This is a genomic window from Mycolicibacterium sp. SMGY-1XX, from assembly GCF_059132455.1.
On sequence record NZ_CP101139.1, the window covers coordinates 1069673 to 1094072 of the forward strand.

General features: G+C 67.4%; 26 protein-coding genes and 1 tRNA gene. 9 read left to right on the forward strand and 18 right to left on the reverse strand.

Annotated features, from left to right (window positions below; all coding sequences use genetic code 11):
* Positions 1–4 precede the first annotated feature (4 nt).
* Entirely contained in the window at positions 5–457 is a 453-nt protein-coding gene (locus NL241_RS05190; protein ID WP_487696151.1) for a hypothetical protein, read from the forward strand.
* Entirely contained in the window at positions 454–1056 is a 603-nt protein-coding gene (locus NL241_RS05195; protein ID WP_487696152.1) for a GNAT family N-acetyltransferase, read from the forward strand. Before NL241_RS05190 ends, NL241_RS05195 begins: the two co-directional genes overlap by 4 nt.
* Before the next feature lie 2 nt (positions 1057–1058).
* Here NL241_RS05195 and NL241_RS05200 read toward each other — a convergent pair whose 3' ends face one another.
* Positions 1059–1520 (reverse strand): Hsp20/alpha crystallin family protein, encoded by a 462-nt coding sequence (locus NL241_RS05200; protein WP_487696153.1) that lies wholly within the window; start codon positions 1518–1520, stop codon positions 1059–1061.
* 134 nt (positions 1521–1654) lie between these two features.
* Between NL241_RS05200 and NL241_RS05205 the strand changes: the two genes are divergently transcribed.
* From NL241_RS05205 to NL241_RS05215, 3 genes are all read left to right on the forward strand, one after another.
* A complete protein-coding gene (locus NL241_RS05205; protein WP_494396958.1) occupies positions 1655–2260 on the forward strand; it encodes an LpqN/LpqT family lipoprotein in 606 nt (201 codons plus the stop codon).
* Between the two features lie 73 nt (positions 2261–2333).
* Positions 2334–3020 (forward strand): GAF and ANTAR domain-containing protein, encoded by a 687-nt coding sequence (locus tag NL241_RS05210; RefSeq protein WP_487696155.1) that lies wholly within the window; start codon positions 2334–2336, stop codon positions 3018–3020.
* A complete protein-coding gene (locus tag NL241_RS05215) occupies positions 2968–5349 on the forward strand; it encodes an AAA family ATPase (protein WP_494396959.1) in 2382 nt (793 codons plus the stop codon). Before NL241_RS05210 ends, NL241_RS05215 begins: the two co-directional genes overlap by 53 nt.
* Here NL241_RS05215 and NL241_RS05220 read toward each other — a convergent pair.
* Genes NL241_RS05220 through NL241_RS05245 form a run of 6 tightly spaced genes read right to left on the reverse strand, consistent with a single transcriptional unit; the run spans position 5346 to position 12346 of the window.
* A complete protein-coding gene (locus tag NL241_RS05220) occupies positions 5346–6125 on the reverse strand; it encodes an adenylate/guanylate cyclase domain-containing protein (RefSeq protein ID WP_487696157.1) in 780 nt (259 codons plus the stop codon). The genes NL241_RS05215 and NL241_RS05220 overlap by 4 nt on opposite strands.
* A 19-nt stretch (positions 6126–6144) precedes the next feature.
* A complete protein-coding gene (locus NL241_RS05225; protein WP_494396960.1) occupies positions 6145–7335 on the reverse strand; it encodes an acyl-CoA dehydrogenase family protein in 1191 nt (396 codons plus the stop codon).
* A complete protein-coding gene (locus NL241_RS05230; protein ID WP_494396961.1) occupies positions 7332–8960 on the reverse strand; it encodes an ABC transporter substrate-binding protein in 1629 nt (542 codons plus the stop codon). The genes NL241_RS05225 and NL241_RS05230 overlap by 4 nt, the downstream gene beginning before the upstream one ends.
* Positions 8957–10543, reverse strand: coding sequence for a dipeptide ABC transporter ATP-binding protein (locus tag NL241_RS05235; protein WP_487696160.1), 1587 nt, complete (start codon positions 10541–10543; stop codon positions 8957–8959). Before NL241_RS05235 ends, NL241_RS05230 begins: the two co-directional genes overlap by 4 nt.
* 1 nt (position 10544) lies before the next feature.
* The gene (locus tag NL241_RS05240; RefSeq protein WP_487696161.1) at positions 10545–11393 is read right to left on the reverse strand and encodes an ABC transporter permease; all 849 of its coding nucleotides are present in this window, start codon (positions 11391–11393) and stop codon (positions 10545–10547) included.
* On the reverse strand, positions 11390–12346 hold the full coding sequence (locus tag NL241_RS05245; RefSeq protein WP_487696162.1) for an ABC transporter permease: 957 nt from the start codon (positions 12344–12346) through the stop codon (positions 11390–11392). Before NL241_RS05245 ends, NL241_RS05240 begins: the two co-directional genes overlap by 4 nt.
* Positions 12347–12503: 157 nt before the next feature.
* Here NL241_RS05245 and NL241_RS05250 point away from each other — a divergent pair, with 157 nt between their 5' ends.
* Positions 12504–13412, forward strand: coding sequence for an LLM class oxidoreductase (locus tag NL241_RS05250; protein WP_494396962.1), 909 nt, complete (start codon positions 12504–12506; stop codon positions 13410–13412).
* A complete protein-coding gene (locus NL241_RS05255; protein WP_494396963.1) occupies positions 13409–14692 on the forward strand; it encodes an NtaA/DmoA family FMN-dependent monooxygenase in 1284 nt (427 codons plus the stop codon). The genes NL241_RS05250 and NL241_RS05255 overlap by 4 nt, the downstream gene beginning before the upstream one ends.
* On the opposite strand, the gene NL241_RS05260 is transcribed toward NL241_RS05255, so the two are convergent.
* The 7 genes from NL241_RS05260 to NL241_RS05290 form a co-directional block, all read right to left on the reverse strand.
* The gene (locus tag NL241_RS05260; RefSeq protein WP_487696165.1) at positions 14693–15079 is read right to left on the reverse strand and encodes a YchJ family protein; all 387 of its coding nucleotides are present in this window, start codon (positions 15077–15079) and stop codon (positions 14693–14695) included.
* Between the two features lie 30 nt (positions 15080–15109).
* Positions 15110–15625 (reverse strand): nitroreductase family protein, encoded by a 516-nt coding sequence (locus tag NL241_RS05265; RefSeq protein WP_487696166.1) that lies wholly within the window; start codon positions 15623–15625, stop codon positions 15110–15112.
* Positions 15625–16821 carry an acyl-CoA dehydrogenase family protein gene (locus NL241_RS05270; protein ID WP_494396964.1) on the reverse strand — a complete coding sequence of 399 codons (1197 nt, stop codon included), beginning with the start codon at positions 16819–16821 and terminating at the stop codon, positions 15625–15627. Before NL241_RS05270 ends, NL241_RS05265 begins: the two co-directional genes overlap by 1 nt.
* Positions 16818–17924 carry an LLM class flavin-dependent oxidoreductase gene (locus tag NL241_RS05275; RefSeq protein ID WP_494396965.1) on the reverse strand — a complete coding sequence of 369 codons (1107 nt, stop codon included), beginning with the start codon at positions 17922–17924 and terminating at the stop codon, positions 16818–16820. The genes NL241_RS05270 and NL241_RS05275 overlap by 4 nt, the downstream gene beginning before the upstream one ends.
* On the reverse strand, positions 17921–18652 hold the full coding sequence (locus tag NL241_RS05280) for a DUF1684 domain-containing protein (RefSeq protein WP_487696169.1): 732 nt from the start codon (positions 18650–18652) through the stop codon (positions 17921–17923). The genes NL241_RS05275 and NL241_RS05280 overlap by 4 nt, the downstream gene beginning before the upstream one ends.
* Positions 18649–19716 carry an LLM class flavin-dependent oxidoreductase gene (locus NL241_RS05285; protein ID WP_494396966.1) on the reverse strand — a complete coding sequence of 356 codons (1068 nt, stop codon included), beginning with the start codon at positions 19714–19716 and terminating at the stop codon, positions 18649–18651. Before NL241_RS05285 ends, NL241_RS05280 begins: the two co-directional genes overlap by 4 nt.
* Positions 19717–19815: 99 nt before the next feature.
* Positions 19816–19888, reverse strand: a tRNA-Arg gene (locus NL241_RS05290).
* A 66-nt stretch (positions 19889–19954) separates the two neighbouring features.
* On the opposite strand from NL241_RS05290, the gene NL241_RS05295 reads away from it, so the two are divergent.
* Positions 19955–20155, forward strand: coding sequence for a CsbD family protein (locus NL241_RS05295; RefSeq protein ID WP_487696171.1), 201 nt, complete (start codon positions 19955–19957; stop codon positions 20153–20155).
* Positions 20156–20281: 126 nt separating this feature from the next.
* Here the strand turns inward: NL241_RS05295 and NL241_RS05300 are convergent, their stop codons facing one another.
* Positions 20282–21103, reverse strand: a complete 822-nt coding sequence (locus NL241_RS05300) for a TIGR03621 family F420-dependent LLM class oxidoreductase (protein WP_494396967.1) — start codon at positions 21101–21103, stop codon at positions 20282–20284.
* A gap of 59 nt (positions 21104–21162) precedes the next feature.
* Here NL241_RS05300 and NL241_RS05305 point away from each other — a divergent pair, with 59 nt between their 5' ends.
* Positions 21163–22224, forward strand: coding sequence for a glutamate--cysteine ligase (locus NL241_RS05305; protein WP_494396968.1), 1062 nt, complete (start codon positions 21163–21165; stop codon positions 22222–22224).
* Here the strand turns inward: NL241_RS05305 and NL241_RS05310 are convergent.
* The 3 genes from NL241_RS05310 to NL241_RS05320 are packed head-to-tail and all read right to left on the reverse strand — an operon-like array spanning position 22217 to position 24303.
* A complete protein-coding gene (locus NL241_RS05310; RefSeq protein WP_494396969.1) occupies positions 22217–22921 on the reverse strand; it encodes an anti-sigma factor in 705 nt (234 codons plus the stop codon). The genes NL241_RS05305 and NL241_RS05310 overlap by 8 nt on opposite strands.
* Positions 22918–23499 carry a sigma-70 family RNA polymerase sigma factor gene (locus tag NL241_RS05315; RefSeq protein ID WP_487696175.1) on the reverse strand — a complete coding sequence of 194 codons (582 nt, stop codon included), beginning with the start codon at positions 23497–23499 and terminating at the stop codon, positions 22918–22920. The genes NL241_RS05310 and NL241_RS05315 overlap by 4 nt, the downstream gene beginning before the upstream one ends.
* A gap of 30 nt (positions 23500–23529) precedes the next feature.
* Positions 23530–24303: a DUF1365 domain-containing protein gene (locus NL241_RS05320; RefSeq protein ID WP_487696187.1), complete on the reverse strand. Its 774-nt coding sequence runs from the start codon at positions 24301–24303 to the stop codon at positions 23530–23532.
* Between the last annotated feature and the right edge of the window lie 97 nt (positions 24304–24400).

Sequence of the window (24400 nt, forward strand, 5' to 3'; positions counted from 1 at the left end):
GCACATGGCAAACCCCCGAACCGGCTGGTTGGTCGCACCCGGTTGGTTCGTGACACTGTCCGCGGCGGTGCTGGCCGTCAGCGTGTGGCTGCCCTGGGTCAGCACCACGGCCAACGGTGGAGGTCGCGCCAACGCTGTCGGCGGGACAGTCGGAAGCGTGGCGTTGCACCCGGGTTTCGGGGCGGGCCAGCTGATCGTGTTGCTGGCATCGGCGCTCATGGTGGCCGGCGCCATGACCGCACGGGGTTTCTCGCCGCGGGCCGCGGCCGGGGCGGCGGTGGCGGTCTCGGTGTTGATCGCCGTGCTCACCGTGGTCTATTACCGGCTGTATGTCGCCGCGCCCGTGGTCGCCGCGTACGGCCTCTACATCGGTGCTGGAGCCGCGGCCGCCGCCGTCGTGTGCTCACTGTGGGCGCTGGTGGACACCCTGCTCAAAGCGCGGCGGGCAGTGCGGTGAGTCGGTTCGTCGAGCCGGTGACACTGACCGGCCGCCGCTGGGCGGTACTGGAACCGCTGACCGCCGAGCACATTCCGGAGGTTGCGGTGGCCGCCTCCGATGGTGATGCCGGAGCGCTGTGGTTCACCAACGCGCCGTCCCCCGACACCGCGGAGCTGTGGGTGCGCCGCCAACTCGCCATGCAGGCCGGTGATCAGGGGGTCACCTTCGTGATCCGCAGGCGCTCCGACAACATGGTGGTGGGGTCGTCCAGTTTCTTCCACGTCGATGCCGCCAACCGGCGACTGGAGATCGGGCACACCTGGTATTCGGGGTCGGCGCGACGCACCGGGGTCAACACCGAAACCAAGTTGCTGATGCTCACCCATGCGTTCGACGTGTTGGATTGTGTGGCAGTGGAATTGCGCACCCATTTCTTCAACACCACCAGCCGCGCCGCGATCGAGAGGCTCGGCGCCAAACAGGACGGCATCCTTCGCAGCCATCAGTTGCTGCCGGACGGATCTCGCCGCGACACCGTGGTGTATTCGATCCTCGACATCGAGTGGCCCGCGGTGCGCGCCAATCTCGACTTCAGACTGTCGCGCACCACGGGGTGATCTCAGTCGGCGTCCACGGTGGTCGGTTCGATCGACCTGGCGGATTCCGAGCGGGTGATTTCGATGCGTCGAGGTTTGGCGCGTTCCGCCAACGGGATGGTCACTGACAGCACCCCGTTTTCGTAGGTGGCGGTGATACCGGTGACGTCGATGCCCTCACCGAGGGACAGCTGCCGCCGGTAGGTACCCGAGAACCGCTCATTGGCGAGCCATTGCACCGAATCCTCGGAGCGCGCCGACCGGTGGGCGGTCAGGGTGAGTGTGCCGTTGTCGACATTGACGTCCACCGAACCGGGATCCACACCCGGGAGATCGGCGGTCAGGACGTAGTGGTCGTCGACCTTGTAGAGGTCCATCGGCATGAACCGCGGACTGCGGCTTGATCCAGCCTGGCTGGCCAGCAAGCCCCGGGCCACAGCATCAAGGTCGGTCCCAAAGTTACTGAACGGATCGAAGCGAAGCACAGCAATACACCTCCTCGATCGACCAGATGCCCGCCACCTCAGCGGGCAGCTATCACTGTGCACCACCGAAATTAGCACTCTCCATGCAAGAGTGCTAGCCCTGATTTCGGTCCGGGCGTGATGTGATTGAGGGCATGCGGACAGCGATGTTGGCGCCGGTCCTGGTTGCCCTCACGGCCCTCAGCGGATGCGGGTCGACCACCGAGGGCCAACCTCAGGCCGACCACAGTTGCGCCGACTCGTCCGTGCCGCTGACGACGGTCGGCCCACAGGCCGACGGGGAACCGGAGTTGCGCGTCCCGCAACCGCCGGGGTGGGACACCTCCGACAAACTCAACTCGCCGATGATCCGGTTCGTCATGGTGAACACCGGCCTGACCACGGACAACTTCTCGCCCAACGCCGTGGTCACCTTCGAGACCGCGGGAGATGGTTCGGCGGACTCGGCGCAGGTCTTCGATCAGCAACGCAAACTGCTGGAAAGCCAACTGGGCGCTACCGGCGTGTCCAGCGAATCCGGCACCCAGTGCGGCTACCCCGCCCAGACCATCAGCTACACCGCCCCCGAGATGGGCAACGTTCCCGAGCGCAAGGCCAAGGTGCTGTGCGTGCTGGCCGACGTCAACGGCGCCACGTACCTCACGACGGTCACGGTGAGTTCGGTGGACGCCGATGAGCCGACCTACGCAGAGGACTCGGAGAACATCCTGGCCGGGTTCCAGGTCAACGCGACCGCCTGACGGCAGCGCTTCACGCGCTCGGCGTTATTGCACCTGTGTGCCGCGGGCGGGCGAGTTGTGGGAAAGTGTGCGGATGACGCTTGAGTCGAAACATGACTTGGCGGTGCGGATGGCCGCACTGGCCCGTGAGGTCGCCGTGCCGGTGGCCGTCGAGCAGGTCCTCCGGGGCGTCACCACGGCGGTGCTCGAACTGGTGCCCGGTGCTGAACACGCTGGTCTTCTGCTTCTCGGTAGGGGTGGCAAGTACGAAACCCTGGCTCCCACCGCTGACGTGATGTACAAACTCGACCACATGCAGGTGGTCAGCGGCCAAGGGCCGTGCATCGAGGCCGCGGTGGATGACCTGATCGTCCGCACCGACGATTTCGAGACCGAGGAACGCTGGCCCGATTACTCGAGCCAGGTGCTCGAGCTGGGCCTTCGCAGCGCGTTGTCCTTCAAGCTGTACACCGCCCAGCGCACCGCCGGCGCACTGAACATCTTCTCCACCAAACCGCGCGCGTTCGACGCGGAATCCGAGGCCATCGGCTCCGTGCTGGCCGCCCACGCCGCGGCGGCGATCGTCGCCAGCCGCCAGGAAGAGCAGCTGCAGTCGGCGTTGAGCAGCCGCGACCTGATCGGGCAGGCCAAAGGCATCATCATGGAGCGCTACAACGTGGACGCGGTGCGGGCCTTCGAGATGCTGCGTGAGCTGTCGCAGTCCGGCAATGTCAAGCTCGTCGACGTGGCCAAGCAGGTCATCGACACCCGCGGTGCCTGACTTCGTCCTCACCGACGAGTTCCAGGCGGCCCTTGCGCTGCTGGGTGGTGGCCGGCACCTGTTCTTGACGGGTAAGGCCGGTACCGGCAAATCGACGCTGATCCGCAGGTTCATGGCCGCCACCTCGCGCAAGGTGGTGGTGGCGGCGCCGACGGGCATCGCCGCGCTCAACGTCAACGGCTATACCGTGCACCGGCTGTTCGGGTTCACCGCCACCACCACCCTCGATGACGTCCGCACCGGTACGTACCGGCCCGGCCGGTTCACCAAGACCCTGGCGTCGCTGGACACCTTGATCATCGACGAGGCCTCGATGATCCGGGCCGATCTGTTCGACATGCTGGCCGCGGCACTGCAGCGGTTCGGGCCGGCGCCCGGCACACCGTTCGGCGGGGTGCAGCTCGTGTTGGTGGGCGATCTCTACCAGCTGCCGCCGGTGGTCACCGAACACGAGGCCGCGTTCTTCACCACCCGGTACGAGACGCCCTACTTCTTCTCGGCGGACAGTTTCGGCCGCGACGATTTCCCGACGGTCGCGCTGACGACGGTGTTCCGCCAGCTGGGTGACGACCGGATGGCCGCGATCCTCAACGAAATCCGCGAAGGCGTGTTGCTGGGGCATGCCCAGGAGCAGCTCAATGCCCGCACGGATCCGGGCTTCACCCCGCCCGAGGACGAGTTCTGGCTCACCCTGGCGCCGACCAACCGGCTGGTGTCGGCGCGCAACCGGCAACGCCTCGAACAGCTCGACGGTGACGAATTCACCTCCCGTGCAACAGTTCACGGTGACCTCGGCCTGTTCGATCCACCGGCTGACGAGTTGTTGCGGTTCAAGGTGGGCGCGCAGGTGATGATGCTCAACAACGACCAGTCCGGCCGATGGGTGAACGGCACACTGGGCCGTATCTCCGAAATACACTGGGACAAGAAAGATCTCAGCGTCACCGTTGACTTCACCGACGGTACCGACGCCGAGGTGGGGCGGTTCAGTTGGGAAGCGACGCGGCCCGTCATCGACGGGGGAGCGCTGCGCCACGAGGTCATCGGCTCGTTCACCCAGCTGCCCTTCAAGCTGGCGTGGGCCATCACCATCCACAAGAGCCAGGGACAGACGCTGGAACGGCTCATCGTGGATCTCACCGGCGGTATGTTCTCCACCGGCCAGCTGTACGTGGCGCTGAGCCGTGCCACCTCCCTGCAGGGCCTGGTGCTCAAGCGCCCGGTGTTGCCGAAGGACCTCAAGACCGATCGGCGCATCGCGCGGTTCCTGAACTCCGCCACCGAAACCGACCATCCCCGCCGGTTCTGTGCACTCGGCATGCTGACCGTCGGTGACGAGGGCCGCATGTCGCGGCCACGCCCCGTCGAACTTGCGGTGGCTTTCGGCGACGGCACCGCCATCAGTTCGGTGATCAACCCACAACGCGACCTCGCCGACGCCAGACAGGCCTTCGGCATCACCGCCTCCGATGTTCTGCTGGCGCCCACACTCGCCGAGGCCTGGAGCGTGCTGGCCCCGATGCTGGCCGGCTGCACCCCGGTGGGTCCTGGGATCGACGAGACGCTGGGACTCCTCGACTTCGAACTCAAGCGGCTCGGCCATGTCACGGTCATGCCGGTGGGGGTGGAGCTGCGCGGGGTGCGAGTCACCGGCCGCACCGCGCTGGAGCGCGCACAGTCGGTCTTCGCGTCGTTCGACGGCACCGCCGATGCCGGGGCGACGGCGTTCGACGAACCCGACCCGGAGACGTCGTTGTGCGGGCACCTGCTCACCCGAGACGACGAGGTGCCCACCCCGGTCTCGGTGACCCTGCCCGGGCTGACCGCGCTGCTGGACGTCAGCCGCGGCGTGAGCCGGGTGCTGCTCACCGATACCCCGGGTGTCGTCGAGCTCGACACCCCCTGGGCCGCGGCCGCCCGCCACACCGCGGCCTACCAATTGCGTTGCGCCGCTTCCCGGGTACGGCTCACCGAGACCGCGCTGACCCGGCTGCGGGAGGCCGAGAAACTGCTCGGCGTCGAGGTGGTCGACACCGCGATGCTCGTGAACTCGGACAGCGACATCGCCGAGGTGCTGGCACCCGGGGCAAGGATCTGCTTCACCGGGACCGCCCTGGATCCCGACGGCCGGGAGGTACCGCGGGAGCGGATGGAACGTCTGGCCGCCGATGCCGGTCTGGCGCCGGTGAAATCGGTGACCAAGACCCGGTGCGAGGTACTGGTGACCGCCGAGGAGGGCACCCAGTCCGGCAAGGCGCGCAAGGCCGTCGAGTTGGGTAAACCGGTGTTCTCGGCGGATGAGTTCTTCGATTGGCTCCAGTCGCGCTAGCTCACCGGCGTCAACACGTGCGTGCCGCGCAGGCCTTTCAGCTCCACCTCGCGGGGTTCGCCGAACTCGACATCGTCCAGGTGCTGCACCGCGTCCCGCACCGGCGCGCTGACCAGTGTCTCGCCGCCGTCGGCCTGATCGGCCACCCGGGCCGCCATCGCGACGTCCAGTCCGAACAGGTCGTCGCCGCGCCGTACCGACGTGCCCAGGTGGATCCCGATCCGCACCCTGACCTGTTGCTCGGAACGCAGCGCACGTTGGACATCGGTGCCGAACCGCACTGCCGCACCGGCGTCGGGGAAGGCGATCATGAACCCGTCGCCCTGGCTCTTCACCACATGCCCGCCATGTTTGTCGACGCGGCCCTGGACCAGCCGATTGTGCTTCTCCAGCAGTTTGACCCAGGCCCGGTCGCCCATCTCCGCATTGGCCTGTGTGGATCCTTCGATATCGGAGAACACCAGGACGACGTTGCCGTCGGCGACCAGCCGGGCCAGGTCGGGCCGCTCCACCTGCGCCCACCCGGCCAGGTCTTCGATGGAGTTGCGCACCACGGCGCCCAGGCCCTTGTTGATCAGCATGTCCGCGGTCTGGAACACCGTCTTGATGGCAAGGGGCGCGACCCCGCGGCGCCGGCGACGGCCCTTCTGACGCTCCAGCTGCGCCCGGGTTTCGGCCAGTTTCTTGCGGCTCACCAGGAACAGCACCAGGAAGGTGATGGTGGAGGCCACCAGAGCCACGACGGCTGCGGTCAGAAGCAGCGCCGCCGTGGTCACCCGGGCGATTATGCCGGAATCAGAAGAAACCGGAGTCCGGCAGCGCCCCGCCGTTGACGGCGATATCGCCGAGCACCCGCGCCTTGTACACAGTGGGGTTGTGCGAGAACAACGTCCGCAGGTTGCGCCAGTGCCGGTCCAGGTGCGCCGAGGCGCGCGTCGAGGACGCGCCGCCGGCATCGAAGATGCGCGATGCGGCCCGCAGCGCCGGCTCCTCGATGGCGACCTTGACCCGTGCGGCCGCGATCGACGCGGCGACCTCCAACTCGGGTACCAGTCCGGTGCTGCGCGCAGCGTCCAGCGCGGGAGCGAGTTCGGCTGCGGCACTGCGCACCAGTGCCTGCGCGGTGTAGGCCACCGCGTCGATCTCCCCGACCACCTCCAGCAGCTGCGGGTCCGCCGGTGGGGTGTCGGCAGCGGCGAAAGTGTAGGTGCGGCCACGGTTGCGCACGAGTTCGGCGGCGTCGGCGGTCAGCGAACGCAGGATGCCCGCGGCGATGGTGTGCAGGTACAGCTGCAGCAGGGCGCCACGGCGGCGGTCCACGCCCACGGTGGTGGGAAACCGCAGTACCTCACCGTCGAACACCTCGACGTCGTCGAGAATGGTTGTGCCACTGCCGGTGTGACGTTGCCCGATGCCGTCCCAGTCATCGGCGTGGATGACACCGGCCCGGTCCACCGGGATCACCACCGACACCGACGCGCCCGCGTCGTCCTGGGCGGTGATCCGCAGGTAGTCGGAGAACTGCGCGCCGGTGCTGTAGAACTTGCGTCCGCGCAGCCGTAACCCGCTGCCGGTGCCGGCCAACGCGGTGTCGTAGGTCTGGCCTCCCACCTGGTGGCTGCTGAGCTCTGAACTGGCGCCGCCGATCAGACCGCCGGACGCCACCACCGCGAGCCAGCGGTCGCTGCCGGGCTGGCGGGGGAGGCGGTGCAGATCTTCGACGATCGCGAAGTGCACCCGCAGGATGTGCGCGAGGTCCGGGTCTGCGGCGGCAAGGCTGATCAGGAAGTCGAAGAACTCCGTCACGGTGTACCCGGCGCCGCCGAGTCCGGGATCCAGCCGCAGCGCCCCGATGCGGTGACTGCGCACCAGTTCCAGTCCGCGGTGCGGTGGCTCGGTACCGCCCTCGAGCAGGCGGCGACGGTAGTCGGCCGCGATCTCGCGCAGAACGGTGTCCACTGCCGTGCCCTCCAGTACCGATGTCATGCGGTGGAATCCCTTCCGGTCGCGTCCCGTTCCTCACCGATCCACGCGCCGTAGAACCACGGTACGGAGTTCGCCGCGTTGGCGAAACCGTGCACCCGCGGCGCGACGGCGAAGATCTGGGTGTCCTCGAGCAGGGGGATCGAGTAGGCGTTGTCGATCACGTAGTTGTTGTATTCCTGCAACACCTTCAGCCGTTGCGCGGGATCGGTCGCGGTGATCTGCTCCTGCAGCAGCCGGTCGATGTTCGGGTCGGACCCGTTGAGCGCATACAGGTCACCGAACTCGCTGCCGTAGTTCTGCCACAGCCGCACCGGGTCGGCGGTGGGCCATCCGTTGCGCCGCAGGGCCACCGAATCCTCGATGCTGGCGGTCGGATAGTTGGCGAAATCGGTCTGCCGGATATCCAGACGGATACCGATGCGGCGCAGCTGGCGCTGGATCAGCTCGTACATGGGTTTGGCGGTGTGGTCATAGACATCGACGTAGATCAACGCCGACAACGGCTTGCCGTCCTTGACCCGGTAGCCGTCCTGGTCGAACTGCGTCCAGCCGGCGGCCTCGAGGTGGCGCACCGCCGCGTCGTGGTCATAGCGCACCGCGTCGCTGCGGTCGGTGTAGCCGGGGAAGTTCTTGGTGACGATGTTCTGCGCCGGTTTCCAGTTGTCGGTGTAGAGCGTGCTGAGGATCTCGTTGCGGTCGATGCCGAAGCCGATTGCCTTGCGTACGTTGATGTCCGACATGTACGGCGCGGTCTGCCGGACGTCGAGGGTGTTGGCCAGCCCGGGCGTGCGTAACCCGAGGACGTCGAAACCCTCGTCGGTGAGCAGTTGTTCGTCCGGCGGCTGGGTGTAGCGGATGGCATCGGCTTGGCCGGCCCGCAGCGCGCCCACCCGAACACTGTCCTCGGTGACCGGGATGACGGTGATGGTGTCGAGGTATGCCTCACCCTGATGCGGGGCCGTCGCCGGCGCCCAGTCATAGCCTTTGCGTTTGGCCAGCACGATCTTCTTGTCCGGGATCTCGGACTCGGCGTAGAACGGGCCCGAACCGATCAGGTTGGTGACCACCGACTGCTCTTCCTTGGTGGCCTCGATGGTCGCGTCGGCCACCAATCCCGCGGTGTTGAGCGTCAGCACGGCGATGAACGGTGCGTACGGCTCGTTCAGCGACACCTTCACGGTGCGGGTGCTGTTGTCTGCGGTGATGGACTTGACCTTGGGGAAGTAGGAGTTGCGGGTGATGCCCTTCGGTTTGTCGCCGTCGGCCTGCCACTGCAGATTACGACGCACCGATTCGGCATCCAGCGGTTGGCCGTTGCTGTAGCTCACCCCGTCGCGGATCACGAACTCGTATTCGGTGGCGGCATCGTTGACCGTCCAACTCTGCGCGATCCACGGCACGAACTCGAACGTCGTGGGATCCTGGTAGACCAGCCGGTCCAGCATCTGGTCTTTGAGCAGGCTGTTCTGCCAGTAACTGACCTGGATCTGCAGCGAGGCCGGGGCCTCGGCGTCCAGGTACACCAGGTTGCCACCCCGGGGCGCGCCGGCGTCGGCCGGTTCGAGTCGGTCAGCGGTGCAGCCGGCGAGCAGCGCGGCCACCAGCACGGTGATGAGGTACTTCATGCTGCCCGTACCAGGGATCCGGGGACCGCCTCGAGCAGCCGTTGTGTGTAGGCCTGGGTAGGTGAGGCGAAAACCTGTGCCACCGGCCCACTTTCGACCAGCCGGCCATGCTCGAGCACACTCACCTCGTCGGCGATCTGGCGGACCAGGCTCAGGTCGTGGGAGATGAACAGATACGTCAGAGAAAGCTCCCGCTGGAGTTCGACCAGCAGGTCCACCACCTGTGCCTGCACGGTGACATCCAGTGCGGAGGTCGGCTCGTCGAGCACCAGGACCGGTGGTCGCAACACCAGGGCCCGGGCCAGCACCACCCGTTGCCGCTGCCCGCCGGACACCTCCCGCGGTGTCCGGCCCAGCAGTGTCGCGGGCAATCCCACCCGGTCGAGCGCCTCGGCCACACGTACACGTCGTTCTGCCCGCGAACCGATCCGGTTGATCCGAAGCGGTTCTCCGACGGCTTCCTCGACGGTGAAGCGCGGATCGAGTGCGGCCAGGGGGTTCTGGTGGACCATCTGCAGTACCCGCGCCTGGGCCCGCTGCTCGGCGGCACCGAACCGGGTGCCGGCCCGGCGGGTCACACCGTCGACGCGCACCTCACCGTCGTCGAAACCGCTGAGCCCCGCCAGCACCCGGGCCGCCGTCGTCTTACCGGATCCGGATTCACCGACCAGCGCGTGAATGGTGCCGGTGTGCACCTCGAAGGACACCGCGTCCAGCGCCGCCGTCACACCGAATCGCTTCACCAGGCCACGCACCTGCAGGATCGGCTCGGTGTCCGCGGCAGGGGAGACCCGGTGGTACTTGTCCGGTGACAGCGCGGGGGCATCCGAGATCAGCTGACGGGTGTAGTCGTCCTGAGGGTCGCCCAAAACAGCTGCGGTGATTCCGGTTTCACGGACCTGGCCGTCACGCAGCACCACCACCTTGTCGCTGTGGTGTTCGGCCAGTGCCAGGTCATGGGTGATGAAGACGATGCCGAGACCACGCTCGGCGCGCAATTCGTCGAGCAGTTCGAGGATGCGCTGCTGCACTGTGACGTCGAGTGCCGAGGTCGGTTCATCGGCGATCAGCAGCTTCGGGTCCCCGGCGATCGCGATGGCGATCAGCACCCGCTGCAGTTGTCCGCCGGAGAGTTGGTGGGGGTAGGCGTCGACGCGGCGCGCCGGATCCGGGATACCGACCTGTGCCAGCAGTTCGATGGCGCGGGTGCGCGCCTGGGAGCGGGAGGCGAGGTCGTGCACCACCAGCACCTCGGCGATCTGATGGCCCACCTTCTTCAAGGGGTCCAGTGAACCGAGTGGATCCTGCGGCACGAAACCGACTGTGGTTCCGCGCAGTTGACGCCATTCCCGCTGCGAGAGCGCGGTGACGGGGCGGCCGTCCAGGATGATCTCCCCGGAGGTGACGCGCCCGTTGTGCGGCAGCAGTCCCTGCACGGCGCGGGCGATGGTGGACTTGCCGGAACCGGATTGCCCGACCACCGCCACGACTTCGCCGGCGTTCACGTCGAACGACACTTCATCCACCACCGGGCCGCGGTGGTACTGCACGGTGAGCTGGGATACCGACAGCAGTGAACTCATGTCAGCCGACCTTCTTTCGGATGAGGTGTGCGAGCCGGGACAGGCTCATCACGGTGAGCACGATGGCCAGGGAGGGGAAGAACACCAAGCCGGGATTGGAGTTGATGTAGTTGCGTGCCTCCGAGATCAGCAGTCCCCATTCGGGTTCGGGAGGTTGCGCCCCGTAGCCGAGGAAACTCAGGGAGGCGATCGCCAGGATCGCGGTACCGAACTGCAGCGCCGCCAGCGCCAGCACCGCGGAATACGAGTTGGGCAGCACGTGGCGGAACAACAGCGTCAGGTGCCCGGCGCCCAGGTGCTCGCTGGCTTCGACGAACGGCAGATTGCGGGTGGCCAGCACCTCTGACCGGGCCAGCCGGGCGAACACCGCGATGGACGAAACCCCCACGGCGATGGCCGCATTCACCGTTCCGAAGCCCAGTGCCACGATGATCGTGATGCTCAGCAGCAGCGTCGGGATGGACAGCAGTACATCGACGATGCGGCTGATGATGCTGTCGGTGGCGCGCCCGAAGTAAGCGGCCACCAGCCCCAGCGCGGTGCCCACCACCAGGCCGATCACCACGGCGATGAACGAGCCCGCGATCGTGGCCGCGGTGCCCGCCACCACCCGGCTCAGCAGGTCCCGGCCGATGTAGTCGGTGCCGAACGGATGGGCCAGGCTGGGCCCGGCGAGCGCGTCGCCGGGATTCTCCTGTAGTGGGTCGTAGGGCGCGATCAGCCCGGGTGCGACGATCATGGCCGCCACGAGCAGCAAGAACACCAGGGGTGGGATGTCCCACCAGCTGATCGAGAGCCGCCGGGAGAACCGGGGCAGACTCAGCCGGGGGAGGGCTTCGACGACAGTCATGCGGGCACCGCCTGGGGTTGGCGAACGAGGCGTTCGATGCGGGGGTCGATCAACGGATAGACCAGGTCCACCAGCAGGTTGATCACCACGAAGGTCACCGAGACGGTGATCACGACGGCCTGGATGATCGGGGTGTCCTGGTTGCGCACGGCGGTTTCGGTGAGATAACCGATGCCGGTGCGGTTGAAGATGGTCTCGGTGATCACCGAGCCGGCCAGCAACTCGCCGACGGTGATCGCGACGATGGTCACGGTGGGAATGGAGCCGTTCTTGAGCAGGTGCCCGAAGATCACCCGGTCCTCACCGAGGCCTTTGGCGCGTAGCACCTCGACATACGGTTGCTCCGAGGCGTTGCTCAGGCCCTGGATCAGCACCTGGGCTATCGGTGCGGCCACTGGCAGCGCCAGCGGCAGTGCCGCCAGTACCGTGGAACTGAGTCCCTGATCTTCCACAGCCGACACCCAGCCCAGGCTGAACGAGAACAGTTGCAGCGCAATGAGGCCGGTGACGAATACCGGTATCGACAGGAACGCCGGCGGAATGGACCTGGCGATCTCCCTGGCCGCGGGCCACGGGGCGAACACCGCGGTGAGCGCGATCACGAAGCCCAGCGCGGCGGCCAACAGGAACGCCACACCGGCCAGCGCGAGTGTCGACGGCAAGGCGTGTGCGAGCAGGCGCGACACCTCCTGGCCGCTGTTGAGTGAATAGCCGAGATCACCCTGGAACAGGCGCTGGACGGAGATGCCGAACTGCTCGATCACCGGGTCGCTGAGGCGGTAGTAGTCACGCAATGCCTGCGCCTCGTCGTCGGAGATCGGGTTCTCCGGATTGGAGATCTGCGTCTCGATGGGATCACCCGGCAGCACGTTGAGCACAAAAAATACCGCGGTGTAGGCGAGGACGATCACCACGATCGACTGGCCGATGCGTCGCAACGCGAATCTGAACACCTGCGGCAAGGTATCCGCGTGCCGGTGAGTGGGGAACAGTTCCTGACTTTAGGAGTTTTAAGCCGACTGTGAACCGCTGGCTTAACTGACTCGGCGACTTCGGCTTTCGGTGATCGCAACGATTGGCTGCGGCAGATCCGGACGTACCGTCGAGCAGATGTCGTCTCCATCCTTCGGCATCGAGATCGTCGGTGACGGAATCGGTGCCCGCGCCCCGGCGGAGCTGGCCCGCAGGCTCGATGCCGCGGGGGTTTCCTACTGGGTGATCGGCGCCGGACGCGACGAACCGGTGCACTCGGTGAACCTCGACCCGACGGTGATCGCCACCATCGCGGCCCGGCACAGCCGTGAACTCGGTGTGGTGGTGGCCGCCGCCGCGCATCGGGACCACCCCTACAACCTCGCGCGCCGACTGCTGTCGGTCGATCACGCGGCGCAGGGCCGGGCCGGGTGGCTGGCCCTGGAGGCCGATCGCCGTATCGCCTTGAACGCCCTGCAGGACAGCTGGACTCAGCGATCGCTCGACCCGGCGCACACCACCGACGCGGTCGCGGCGGTACGCGCGCTGTGGCGGACGTGGCCGCTGTCGTCGGTGATCGCCGACCACGAGACAGGGGTGTTCGCCGACACCAGCCAGATTCGCCGCGCCGATGTGCGCAACACCTACCGGATCTCCGGGCCCATGAACGTCCCCGGTTCGGTACAGGGCGACCTCCCGGTGTGGGCCGGTCCCGGCGTCGTTGGCGCGGACCTCGTGGTGATCGACCACGGCGACCCGCTGCCCGAGGTTCCGGCCGTGGTACGGGTGCGCGGCGCCGAACGGCTCACCGAGGCGCTGAGCGGGCTCAGCGCGCCCGTCGCCGGGATCCTCGCGCGCGTCGGCGTCCATGAACTGGACCGGGTGCTCGACGAAATCCTGCCTGTCGCGCACCAGCGGGGCCTCATCGGCACCGATCGCCGGGGCACACTGCGGCAGCGCCTGGGGACAGCCGTTCCGTTGGAGCCCGATCTGTCCACCAAACCACTCGCCTTCAGCGGCGCCGTCAATCCGGGAGGTCGGTTGTGACCCGGCACGTGATTCTGAACGTCAACGTCCTCAACCTCGGAATCCACACCCGCTCGTGGCAACGCACCACCGAGGCGCCGACCGCGTTCGCCGATCCGGGCTACTACGTGCGGATGGCGCACCTGGCCGAGCGGGGGACCCTGGACGCGCTGTTCCTGGCCGACGGTCCGGCGCTGCGTGAACATCCGGCGCTGCGCCCGTCGCAGGCGCTGGAGCCCAGCGTGATCCTGGCGTCCATCGCCGCCGAAACCGAGCACCTGGGGCTGATCGGCACGCTGTCGTCGACGTTCAACGATCCGGTGGAGCTCGCGCATCGTCTGCTGTCGCTGGACCAGCTCAGCGGCGGGCGGCTGGCGTGGAACGTCGTGACCACGTATTCACCGGCCGCCGGCGGCAACTTCGGCCTCGCCGACTACCCCGACCGTGCCGTCCGGTACCGGCGGGCCGCCGAATTCGTCGACGTGGTGCAGGCGCTGTGGCGTGACGCGGCCTTCGGTGGCCGCGGCATCGATCATCGCGGCGAATTCTTCACCGTGCAAGGCACATTGCCGCAGGGTGGGTCGGCGCAGGGGCACCCCCTGCTGGTTCAGGCCGGTGGTTCACCGCAGGGCCGCGACCTCGCGGGCCGGTCGGCGGATGCGGTGTTCTCCGCCGAACTCGATCTGGGCGCCGGTATCGACCACTACCGTTACGTCAAGGACGTCGCGGTGGCCCACGGTCGCAGCCGCGACGCGGTGAAGATCCTGCCGGGGTTGATCACCACGATCGGCAGCACCCGCGCCGAGGCGCAGCGGCGCTACGACGAACAGAACGCGCTGTTGCCGGAAGGCCATGACCTGGAACGGCTCTCGCAGGTGCTGGGAGAGGACCTGACCGGTCACCCACTGGATGCACCGGTGCCCAAGCACCTGCTGGGTGCGGTGGCCGACCCCACCAATTTCGTTGCCTCCCTTGGCTTTCGGGAATCGGTGGTGCGGCTCATCGAAAGCCGCGATCTGACCCTGCGGGAGGCGGTGCGCGAATTCAGCGGCGCCGGTCATCGGGTGATCGTCGGCTCCCCGGAGGATGTCGCCGACACCATCGAACGCTGGTTCCTGGCCGGTGCCGCCGACGGGTTCAACCTGATGCCCGATGTGTTCCCCGACGGGTTGGAGATCTTCGTCGACGAAGTGGTCCCGATCCTGCGTGACCGCGGCCTGTTCCGTAGTGCCTACGCCGAAACCACGCTGCGCGAGCGGTTCGGCGGTGTGGTGCCGCAACGTTTGCGGATCGGCGCCTGACTACTCGTAGAGGTCGCCCTCGACGTAGAACCAGCGGCCCGCTCTGCGACTGAACCGGGAGCGCTCGTGCAGTGCCGAGGTCCCTTCACCGTCGCGGTAGTGCGCCTTGTACTCCACCACGCCTTCGTCGTCGCCGGGCCCGCCGCCCACGGTGTCGACGATCTCCAGCTTGACCCACGGCAGTACCGCGTCGGGCATCGACACCACGGGCCGGGTGGTCGGGTGCCAGGTCTGCCAGATGTAGTCCATGTTGCCCACGGCGTACGCGCTGTACCGCGAGCGCATCAGCTGCTCGGCGGTCTCTGGGAGCTCGCCGTGGTGAATAGCCTGGCAGCAGGAACCGAAAGGTTCGCCGCTGCCGCACGGACAGGGGTCGGTGGGATGCATGCCACCATTGTCCGCCTCCCCGGCAACGGCCTACCAGCGGCCGCGATGTACCACCTCGTCGAATGGCCGCCGGTCCGGGTTGAGAATCGGCTTCAGCGGACGGTCGGCGGGATATCCGATACCGAGGAGGAAGGCCACCAGGTAGCCCTCCGGCACCCCGAGGATGTCGCGGGCGAGTTCCTGCTCGCCCACCGAGGAGTGGCCGGTGCCGATGCCGAGGTCCGTGGCGGCAATGGTCATGGCCAGTGTCGCCTGGCCCAGGTCGTACCGGTCGATGAGCTTGCTGCGTTCATCCGTGGGCTCGGGGATCACCAGCGCGATCGCCGCCGGCGCCGACGCGATGTGCTTGGCGCCCTGCCACACCGTCGAGAGTCGCTGCAGCTGCTCACGGTCGGTGACGATCACGAAGTCCCAGTGCTGCTGATTGCGCGCCGACGGTGCCCGCCACCCCGCTTCGGCAATGCGGTCGAGGTCGGCGTCCGAAATCGGATCGGGCCGGTAGGTCCGGACGTTGCGCCGCGCTCGGATGGCATCCCATGTCTCCATCACAGTGAGCTTAATGCAGCCGCGCCGATGACCTCCAACACCGCGTCGGTGTTCGGCGGGTGCAGCGACCCGGTGCGCACGTCGCGGAAAAGTCGTTCCAGCTCATGGCGTTTCGACACAGAAGCCGCACCCACCACCTGGACCGCGATGTCCACCACTTCGCGCGCGGTGGTGGTGGCGAACTCCTTGGCCGCCAGGGAGCGCAAGAACGGCCATGGTCCTTCGTCGTAGTGGGTGGTCGAAGTCAGGAAGGCCGACACCGCCTCCAGTTTGATCTCGGCCTGGGCGATCTGCCGCTGCACCGCGGGCTTCTGAGCGTGCCGCGCTACGTCGGCCCGCAGCGAGGTCCGGGTCTGGGCGCCCTGGATCGCGAGGTCGAGGGCGCGGCGGGCAATGCCGAAATACACACTGGACAGCAACGGAAGGTACGAGGCCAGCAGCAGCAGAACGTAATCGGGGTAGTCGGGCCCGACCGGATGCACCGCCACTGTCTTGTGCGCGTCGGCGTGAGCGTTGTCGAAGACCGTGTCGTGGCTGGCGGTGGCCCGCACACCGAGGGCATTCCACGTCTCCTCGATGCGGACACCGGGATCGTCACGATCGACGAAAGTGTGCACGATCTTGGGATTGGCGGGATCGGAGTCGTCGCGCGCATGCACCCCGATCTGGTGCCACACCGGCGACAACGAGGTGAACACCTTGCGACCGGTGATGCGGTAGGAACCGTCCGGTTGCGGAACCGCGCGCACCTGCGCGTCGTCGAGGCCGACGTCATTGCCGTGTTCGCCGTGTCCCGCGGCGAACACCTGCCCGGCGGCGATGCTGTCGAGCAGCCAGCCGACGTCGGCCACACCGCGCTCGGCGGCTTTGGCGGCCGAGGCGCCCCAGTACAGGTGCATGTTGACCGCGAGTGCGGTGGCCGGCGCCCAGTACGCGAGGTGCCGTTGCTCGTTGGTCAACTCCTCGAGTGACAGCCCGTGGCCGCCGAGTTGTTCCGGCAGCGACGCCTTGAGGTAGCCGGCGTCCAGCAGTTCGGCGAAATCTTCGGCGAAGAAGGTGTTTTCGGAGTCGTACCTCGCGGCGCGGGCATGAAACCGTTGATAGTCCTCGGCGCTGAAGAACCGGCTGCGGAAGCCGTCGGCCAGAGGGCTGGTCCCGCTGATCACGGTGGCGGTGGGTGTGTCGGTGGCGGTCATGTCGGGCCCCATTCTTTTGCCAGTAGTTCGAAGGACCGAAGGCGGTTCCGGTGGTCGTGGGTCATGGTGGTCACCACCAACTCGTCGGCGCCCGTCGCGCGCTGCAACCGATCCAGCTTGTCGGCCACCGTGTCGGCAGTGCCGACGAACTGGGTGGTGATCCGGTCCTGTACCAGCGCGGTCTGCTCGGGTGTGAGGGCCTCGACGGTGTTGGGGTCCGGGTAGGGGATGGCGCCGCGGCCACTGCGGATGCTGTGTACCCACTGCGGGAACGGCTTGGCCAGATATTCTGCTGCCGAACCTGTTTCGGCAACCACGACATCTGCGGAGACCACCACGTACGGTGCGCCGAGGACCGCGGAGGGCCGGAAAGCCCGGCGGTAGGCCGCCACGGCATCGAGGGTGGTTCCGGGGCTCACGTGATAGTTGGCCACGAACGGCAACCCGCGTGCCCCGGCGGTCTGCGCGCTCTGGCCGCCGCTGCTGCCGAACAGCCACACCTGGACGTCGGCACCCTCGCCCGGGGTCGCGGACAGGTGCAGTTCCTTGGTGCGGAAGGTCCCGCCGAGCAGAGCGAGGATGTCGTCGAGCTGGGTGTCGAAATCAGGGATGTCGGCGCCTTGTTGCAGCACCGATCCGATGGCGGCGAACCGTTCGGACTTGATGAGCTCCGTGGTGCGAAACGGTGCGGGAAACGGGATGCCCTCAATGGTTCTCGCTTCCTGGGTGGCCGGTTCCTCCCTGCCGCGCAACGCTTCTGCGCGACGCTGCCCCGAGCGGCCCAACCCCAGATCGATACGGCCCGGGTGCAGGGCGTCGATGGTGCCGAATGCCTCCACCACCGCCGCGGCGGTGTGATGACCCACCTGGACGGCCGCCGAGCCCACCCGGATGCTGTTGGTGGCGGCTGCGATCAGGCCGACCAGCACAGCAGGCGACGCGCTGGCCACCGCCACGAAATGGTGCTCGGCCACCCAGTAGCGGCGGTATCCCCACTGCTCGGCATGGCGGGCCAGGTCGACAGTGTTGCGCAGGGCTTGCCGCGCCGTGGAGCCCTCGCTGATCGGCGAGAGGTCCAGGACCGACAACGGCACCCGGCTCATCGCGGTGTCTTCTCGCCCGCCTCGACGGCCACGGGCAACCGGTTCTGGGCCGGCGCCACCGGGCAGGTCGCGTAGTCGGTGAACGCACACGGCAGGTTGGCCGCGCGGTTGAAGTCCAGGATCACCGCGCCGCCGTCGTCCGGTGCGTCGATCGACAAGGACCGCGCCGCCGGGTACGTCGTCACCCCACTGGTGGCGTCGGTGAACAGCACCTGCAGACCCGTGGCCGCCTTACCGAACGCAACCAATTGCTGTGCGGCCCCGTCGATCTCGAAGTCGATGGTGCCGACTGCGGTGTGGTGGTGTTCGAGCCCCTCCACCACCGCACCGGTGGTCACGGTGACGGGCTTCTCGTACGGGGTGAACGTGGCGCCGACGCGCCACCGGTCATCGGGCGCATAGGTGGGGATGCCGGTGTAGGACTGCAGATGCGGGGATTTCGGGTCATGTACCCGGAGCGCCACCGAACCGGTACGGCGGATCACCTCGATGCGGCGGTCCCCGTCCTCGACGAGCAGACCCGGCGCACCCTCGGCGGGCTCGAGCCGCTGCGTTCCCTCGATGCCCTCGATGTACACCGCGTCCGCGTCAGCTCGCCACCTGCCTGGCAGATCGGCGATGGTCTCGAAGTCCTCCGAGAGCCAGTACAGCCCGGTGATGCTGACCCAACCCAAGGGATCGCCGTAGTAACGTTCCCGCTCCCGGTGCCACTCGTTCCAGTCGGTCATGAGATGGATGTCCTTTCTGATTGCGCGACAAGCGGTCTGCTCGGAATCTGCGCGCGCAGCACGGGTGCGACGGCGGATTGGAAGAGTTCGAGGCTGCGGCGTTTCTGGACGGCCGTCACACCGTCGGTGTCGGCGCTCAGATGGATCACCTCGTGACCGAACTGCTGGTGGTAGCGGCCCACCTTGTCGACGACCTGTTCGGGTGAGCCGATCAGCGCCGAGCTGCGGTCGATGAAGTCCTCGATGGTCTCGAACACGATCGGTAGCCCGACCCGGCGCTGGAAGTCCAGCCGGGTCTCGAAGGTGGGCCGGAACTCGTCGATGGCCTGCTGGGAGGTGGACGCCACGTGAAAGCCTGCGGTGCCGGCGCCGACGAGCGCGTCATCGGGCCGGTGGCCGTAGAACTCCCAGCGGTCGCGGTAATGCCGGATCAGCTCGGCGTACGGCTCGATGGGATTGGTGACGTTGGCGGAGAAGATCGGGTCACCGTGCCGAGCGGCGAGGTCGACGGAGTCGATGCTGGTGGCGCTGCCGTGCCAGATCCGGATTTTCGGTTGCAGCGGCCGGGGTAGTGCCTTGGCGTCGTTGAGTTCGGGACGGAACCGACCCGACCAGGTGACGTGCTCGTCGGCCCAGAGTCGGCGGAACAGCTCGTAGCCCTCGCGGTTGCGGTCCCACTGGTCGTCCGTGGTGACGTGGAACAGCTCGGCCTGGGCGGCACCGTTGCCCTTGCCGATGATCAGCTCGAGCCGGCCGTCGGACAGGTTGTCCAGCGTGGAGTAATCCTCGAAGGCGCGCACCGGGTCCAGCAGGCTCAACGTCGTCACCGCCGTGAACAGCGCGATCGTCGATGTCCTGGCCGCGATATGACTCAACAGCACCGGGGGAGACGACGAGATGAACGGATCCTCATGGCGCTCGCCGACGGCGAACCCGTCGAACCCCAGCTCCTCGGCCAGCACTGCCGCCTCGACCACCTCACGCAGCCTCGCCGCAGCGCTGCGCTTCTGCCCGGTGGTCGGGTCGGGGTGGTGCGCAATCAGCGTCAGCAGCAGGAACTTCACGATGGATTCAGGATGGCGGCACCACCCTGACCTGCCAAGAGTTTGCGTCGTCCTGAATCGTGCGGCTACCAGCCGAGCGAGCCGTGCGCATCGAACTAGTGCCCCCGGCAGGATTCGAACCTGCGACACCGGCTTTAGGAGAGCCGTGCTCTATCCCCTGAGCTACGGGGGCGACGGTGGGAGTGTACTCGGCGCCGTGGGGTGTTTCAGCCGCCGCATCGTCGGTAACTCTGAAGCCATGAGTACCGCAGACAAGGCATGGATCAAGGTCGACAAGCTCGCCGGCATGGCAAAGGAAAAGGTGGGCAAAGCAACCGGAAACCGCCGCCTTCAGGCTGAGGGCAGGGCGGACCGGCTCAACGTCAGCGTCCGGACGGCCGGCGAGAAGCTCAAGGACGCCGTGCGTGGCCGTTCGAGGAGCCGCCGCACAGTGCGATGAGGGGAACATGGCCGCGCGGTACGGTCCCGGCGGGATATCCCCGGACCCACGCGAGGGCCTTCGTGATCCGCTGCGTGAACATGGACTGCGCTTTACCCACGGTGAACCACAGGTAAACCGTGGGTGTCAGCGCAGTTCTGCTATGACTTTCGCGAATTGGTCGGCTTGGCGCGACATCACGGTGAAGTACGGAATGCCGTAGTCATCGCGCAACCGGCACAGCTGGTCGGCCATGTCACGTGGGGTGCCCGACAGCACTCCGGGCATGGCCAGTAGCTCCTCGTCGGTGGCATTCGGCGCGTAACGCCGGGTGAGCGACAGATCGGGCTTGCCGGAGTCGTCCTCGGGGGACGCTGTGATGGTCAGGTTCAGCTCGAGTTGGTCGAAGCGGTCACCTGCCGCGGTCCGCACGAAGTCGACGCGCTCGGCAAGCGGATCGTCGACGCCCCTGCCCACGTCGGAGCCCGTCAGCCCCACGATCTGCGCCTGCCGCGCCGCGAGCGTGAGCACCCGGTCCCCGTTGCCGGCCACCAGCAGGGGTATCGCCGGGTGGTGCTCAAGTAGGTATCCCACGACGTGTTCGAGGTGGGTGACCCGCTGGCCTGCACTCGGGTAGGGCAGCTCAGCGGCTTCGAACTCCTCGCGGACGTACCCGGCGCCGAGCCCCAGTTCGAGCCGGCCGTCGCTGATCAGGTCCACATCGACCGCGTCGCGGGCCAACAGCGCCGGTTTGTAGAACCCCGCGTTGAGAACGTTGGTACCCAGCCGGATGGTCGACGTCACCGCCGCGGCCGCTGCCAGCGCCGGGAACGGCGCGATGGCTCCCAGATGGTCGGGCACGATGAAAACGTCGTAGCCGAGATCCTCGAAACGCCTGGCATTTTCGATCAGCGCGGTCCGTGAATGCACCCGGTTGACACCCACGCCGAAGCGGAAGTTCTGGCTCATCGGCTGTGATGCTACGCGCGCGGCGTTTGACCGCACCGGCATTGGTGTATTCCGCCGCGATGACCACTGCATTCGGTGACCCGCCGACCATCGGCGTCGAGGAAGAGTTCCTGCTGGCGGATCCGGATACCGGGGCGCCTGTGGCGAAGAACTCCGAAGTCGCCCGTCACGCCGCCGAGCAGGACGTGGAACTGCAGATGGAGCTCACCACCTGCCAGGTGGAGACCGCCACAGGTGTTCTCCACAACCGCGACGACGTGTTCGCGGAGGTCACCAGATTGCGGCGGCTCACCGCCGAAGCCGCTGAGAAGGCAAACGCCCGCCTGTTGGCCGTGGCCCTGCCTCCCACCGTGCCGCACGAGTTCCCGATCACCGACAAGCCCCGCTACCACCGCATCGCCGAGGAGTTCGGCATGATCGCCCACGAGCAGGGCATCAGCGGGTGCCACGTCCACGTCGCGGTGCCTGATCGTGACGCCGCGGTCCGGGTCTGCACGCGGTTGCGGCCGTGGCTGCCGCTGCTGCTGGCGGTGAGCGCCAATTCCGCGATCTACCGCAACACCGACACCGGCTATGCGAGCTGGCGCAGCATCCTGTGGGCCCGCTGGCCGAGTGCCGGCCCACCGCCGCACCTGCAGTCGGCGGCCGAGTATGACGACGCCATCGCCGAAATGCAGAGCGCGGGAGCGATTCTCGATGACGGCATGGTGTACTGGGACGCCCGCCCGTCGGCGAAGTTCCCCACTGTGGAGATCCGGGTTTCGGACGTCTGCGCCACCGCGGCCGACGCCACCCTGCTGGCCACGTTGGCCCGCGGCGCGGTGATGACCGTGCTGAACCGCCCCGATCTCGACCGCGCCGTGCCGGATCACCTTCTGCACGCCACCTATTGGCGATGCGCCCGCGACGGTGCCGAAGGCCTGATGCCGTCGCTTCTGCACGCGTTCGTCGAAGAGCTGCGCCCGGCGCTGGAAGCCGCCGGTGACTACGAGTACGTCGTCGCAGAGGTGGGCCGGGTGCTGCAGGACGGCAACGGCGCCATGCGACAACGCCGGGCCTGGCGGCGCGCCCACGACATCAACGACGTGCTGGCGGAGGTGGCGGCCGCCACGGTCAGGTGAGGGGCAGGCTCGCGAACGGTTCGCTCGTGGGTTGCTGGGAGCCACCCGGAGGTTCGACGGTGAACGCCAGCGCCGTCGAGTCCCCGATATCGGGCACCACCGCAGTGGTGGACGGGGTGACCGCCGCTGAATCCATGGTGCCCGCCGGCACCGCCTGGCCGTCACGCAGCAACCACATCTGATACACCGTGCCCGCCGAGGGGGGCGGCACGTTGTTCATCACCAGGTAGGCCGCATCGCGTTCACGCGAGAACACCAGCGTGGCCTGGCCGCCTGCGGGCAGTTCGCCCGACACCGTGCGCACGTCCGGAGCGGCGAAGATCTGCTCCGCTGGCGACGGCGCAGCTGCAGGGCGCAGCGCCATGCCGACACCCAGTGCGCCGAGGCCGATGACCACCACCGCGGCCGCCGCCAGGGCAATCTGACGCCAGTTGCGGCGTTGCGGCAATGTCCGTACCCCGTCGGAGGCGGCCGCCGAGAGCACCGCGGCGCGCAACGAGTCAGGGGGATCGATGGCGGTGGCGGCCGAGAGCGTGGCCATGGCCTCACGGATGGCACGCACCTCGTCGTAGAACGCCTGCGCCTCACCGGACTGCGCCACCCTTGCCTCGACGTTGGTGCGTTCGTCCTCGCTGAGCGCGTGCAGCGCGTAGGGCACCGCGAGATCCATCACGTCGTCGTCGATCGGCCTGGTCATCGCAGCCCCAAGCAGTTGCGCAGGCCACGCAGCGCGTCGCGCATCCGAGATTTGACGGTGGCCAGGTTCGCCGAAAGTCGTTCGGAGACCTGCACATACGTCAGTCCGTCGTAATACGCCATTTGAATGCATTGGCGCTGCAGGTCGGTGAGCCCGTCGAGGCAGGCGACCACCTGCTGGCGTTCCTCGCTCAGGATCACCGCGTCGCTGACGTGGTCGCTGGCCGGTTCGACGTTGGCCGCGCCGTAGCGGGATTCACGCAGCGTCGCCGCCTGCTCGGAACGCACCCGGTCGACGGCGCGTCGATGCGCCAAGGTCATCAACCACGACAGGGCCGAGCCGGCGGCGGGGTCGAAATTCTCGGCTGAGCGCCACACCTGCAAGTACACGTCCTGGGTGGTTTCCTCGCTGTACCCGGGATCGCGGAGAACCCTGGTGACCAGGCCGTACACCCGTGCGCGGGTGGTGTCGTAGAACGCTGCGAACGCGTCGGCGTCGCGTCGCGCCACCTGGCGTAACAGCGCGTCGAGGTCCGTCACGTGCATGAGCCTAACGGGCGGCAAGGCGAGAGCCGTCATGTCAGCCGCCACCGAAGGTAGGTGTCCCGCTCACAACTGGTGAACCTCCTCGGATTCGAGGACACGCGCGGGGGTGACGGGGCAGCCTTGCGGGCGCGGCACCACAGGCACGCGGCGCAGCCACAACGTGATGCCCTGTACCCGGATACTCAACGCACCCATCAGCGGAGCCAGTGGTGCGGTGATCTGTAACCCGGCCACGTTGCCGGTGCTGGCCTTGCGCCTGCTGCCGCGCAGGGTCGCGATGAATGCCGGGTGATTGTCGCGGTGCAGGGAGATCGTGACGTCGAGATCCTGCTCCGGGCGCGGTGCCCGAACCAGGTAGTGCCCGTCGACGTCATTGAAGGGAGATACGTAGAGCCGCTTGGGCACCACCGCCGGCTGACCCTGATCAGGCGGCAACAGGTAGGCGTGCCGGTCGCCGTAGGTGTTGTGTACCTCGGCGATGACAGCGCGCACCTCGCCGGTGGCGTCGTGACACCAGAACAGGCTCAGCGGGTTGAACACGTAGCCGAGCACTCGGGCGTTCATCAGCGCGGTGATGCGGCCTCCGGGCAGATGGACGTCATGGCGAGCAAGGAAGGTCTCCACACGCCGGCGCAACGTGTCCGGGCCCTCCGCCGGCGCCTCGAAGTGATCGCCGGCCTCGAATCGGGCGAAGGGCCGCAACGCCCGCGGCAATCGGGGCGGTTCGTCGATGTCGATATACCAGCTGTAGCTCTTGTGCTCGAAATAGTGGTGCACCGGTGCGCGGCGCAGGTGGGTGACACGGGTGCGATACAGCGCCGGGGCGGCGGATTCCATCCCCGCCGCACCGCTGCCGGTGAGCACGACTGACCGTTTGCTCGTCTCGTTGAACCGCACATCTGGTATTCGGAGTTGGCGGCCCACCGGATGGGTC

What these genes read in the sequence shown, in the direction of transcription:
- NL241_RS05295 (WP_487696171.1), top strand. Translation starts at nt 19,955, where the DNA reads ATGAGTACCGCAGACAAGGCATGGATCAAGGTCGACAAGCTCGCCGGC.
- NL241_RS05210 (WP_487696155.1), top strand. Translation starts at nt 2,334, where the DNA reads ATGACGCTTGAGTCGAAACATGACTTGGCGGTGCGGATGGCCGCACTG.
- NL241_RS05305 (WP_494396968.1), top strand. Translation starts at nt 21,163, where the DNA reads ATGACCACTGCATTCGGTGACCCGCCGACCATCGGCGTCGAGGAAGAG.
- NL241_RS05240 (WP_487696161.1), bottom strand. Translation starts at nt 11,393, where the DNA reads ATGACTGTCGTCGAAGCCCTCCCCCGGCTGAGTCTGCCCCGGTTCTCC.
- NL241_RS05250 (WP_494396962.1), top strand. Translation starts at nt 12,504, where the DNA reads ATGTCGTCTCCATCCTTCGGCATCGAGATCGTCGGTGACGGAATCGGT.
- NL241_RS05280 (WP_487696169.1), bottom strand. Translation starts at nt 18,652, where the DNA reads ATGACCGACTGGAACGAGTGGCACCGGGAGCGGGAACGTTACTACGGC.
- NL241_RS05300 (WP_494396967.1), bottom strand. Translation starts at nt 21,103, where the DNA reads ATGAGCCAGAACTTCCGCTTCGGCGTGGGTGTCAACCGGGTGCATTCA.
- NL241_RS05230 (WP_494396961.1), bottom strand. Translation starts at nt 8,960, where the DNA reads ATGAAGTACCTCATCACCGTGCTGGTGGCCGCGCTGCTCGCCGGCTGC.
- NL241_RS05320 (WP_487696187.1), bottom strand. Translation starts at nt 24,303, where the DNA reads ATGGAATCCGCCGCCCCGGCGCTGTATCGCACCCGTGTCACCCACCTG.
- NL241_RS05310 (WP_494396969.1), bottom strand. Translation starts at nt 22,921, where the DNA reads ATGACCAGGCCGATCGACGACGACGTGATGGATCTCGCGGTGCCCTAC.
- NL241_RS05215 (WP_494396959.1), top strand. Translation starts at nt 2,968, where the DNA reads ATGTCAAGCTCGTCGACGTGGCCAAGCAGGTCATCGACACCCGCGGTG.
- NL241_RS05260 (WP_487696165.1), bottom strand. Translation starts at nt 15,079, where the DNA reads ATGCATCCCACCGACCCCTGTCCGTGCGGCAGCGGCGAACCTTTCGGT.
- NL241_RS05265 (WP_487696166.1), bottom strand. Translation starts at nt 15,625, where the DNA reads ATGGAGACATGGGATGCCATCCGAGCGCGGCGCAACGTCCGGACCTAC.
- NL241_RS05190 (WP_487696151.1), top strand. Translation starts at nt 5, where the DNA reads ATGGCAAACCCCCGAACCGGCTGGTTGGTCGCACCCGGTTGGTTCGTG.
- NL241_RS05270 (WP_494396964.1), bottom strand. Translation starts at nt 16,821, where the DNA reads ATGACCGCCACCGACACACCCACCGCCACCGTGATCAGCGGGACCAGC.
- NL241_RS05205 (WP_494396958.1), top strand. Translation starts at nt 1,655, where the DNA reads ATGCGGACAGCGATGTTGGCGCCGGTCCTGGTTGCCCTCACGGCCCTC.
- NL241_RS05235 (WP_487696160.1), bottom strand. Translation starts at nt 10,543, where the DNA reads ATGAGTTCACTGCTGTCGGTATCCCAGCTCACCGTGCAGTACCACCGC.
- NL241_RS05225 (WP_494396960.1), bottom strand. Translation starts at nt 7,335, where the DNA reads ATGACATCGGTACTGGAGGGCACGGCAGTGGACACCGTTCTGCGCGAG.
- NL241_RS05315 (WP_487696175.1), bottom strand. Translation starts at nt 23,499, where the DNA reads ATGACGGCTCTCGCCTTGCCGCCCGTTAGGCTCATGCACGTGACGGAC.
- NL241_RS05275 (WP_494396965.1), bottom strand. Translation starts at nt 17,924, where the DNA reads ATGAGCCGGGTGCCGTTGTCGGTCCTGGACCTCTCGCCGATCAGCGAG.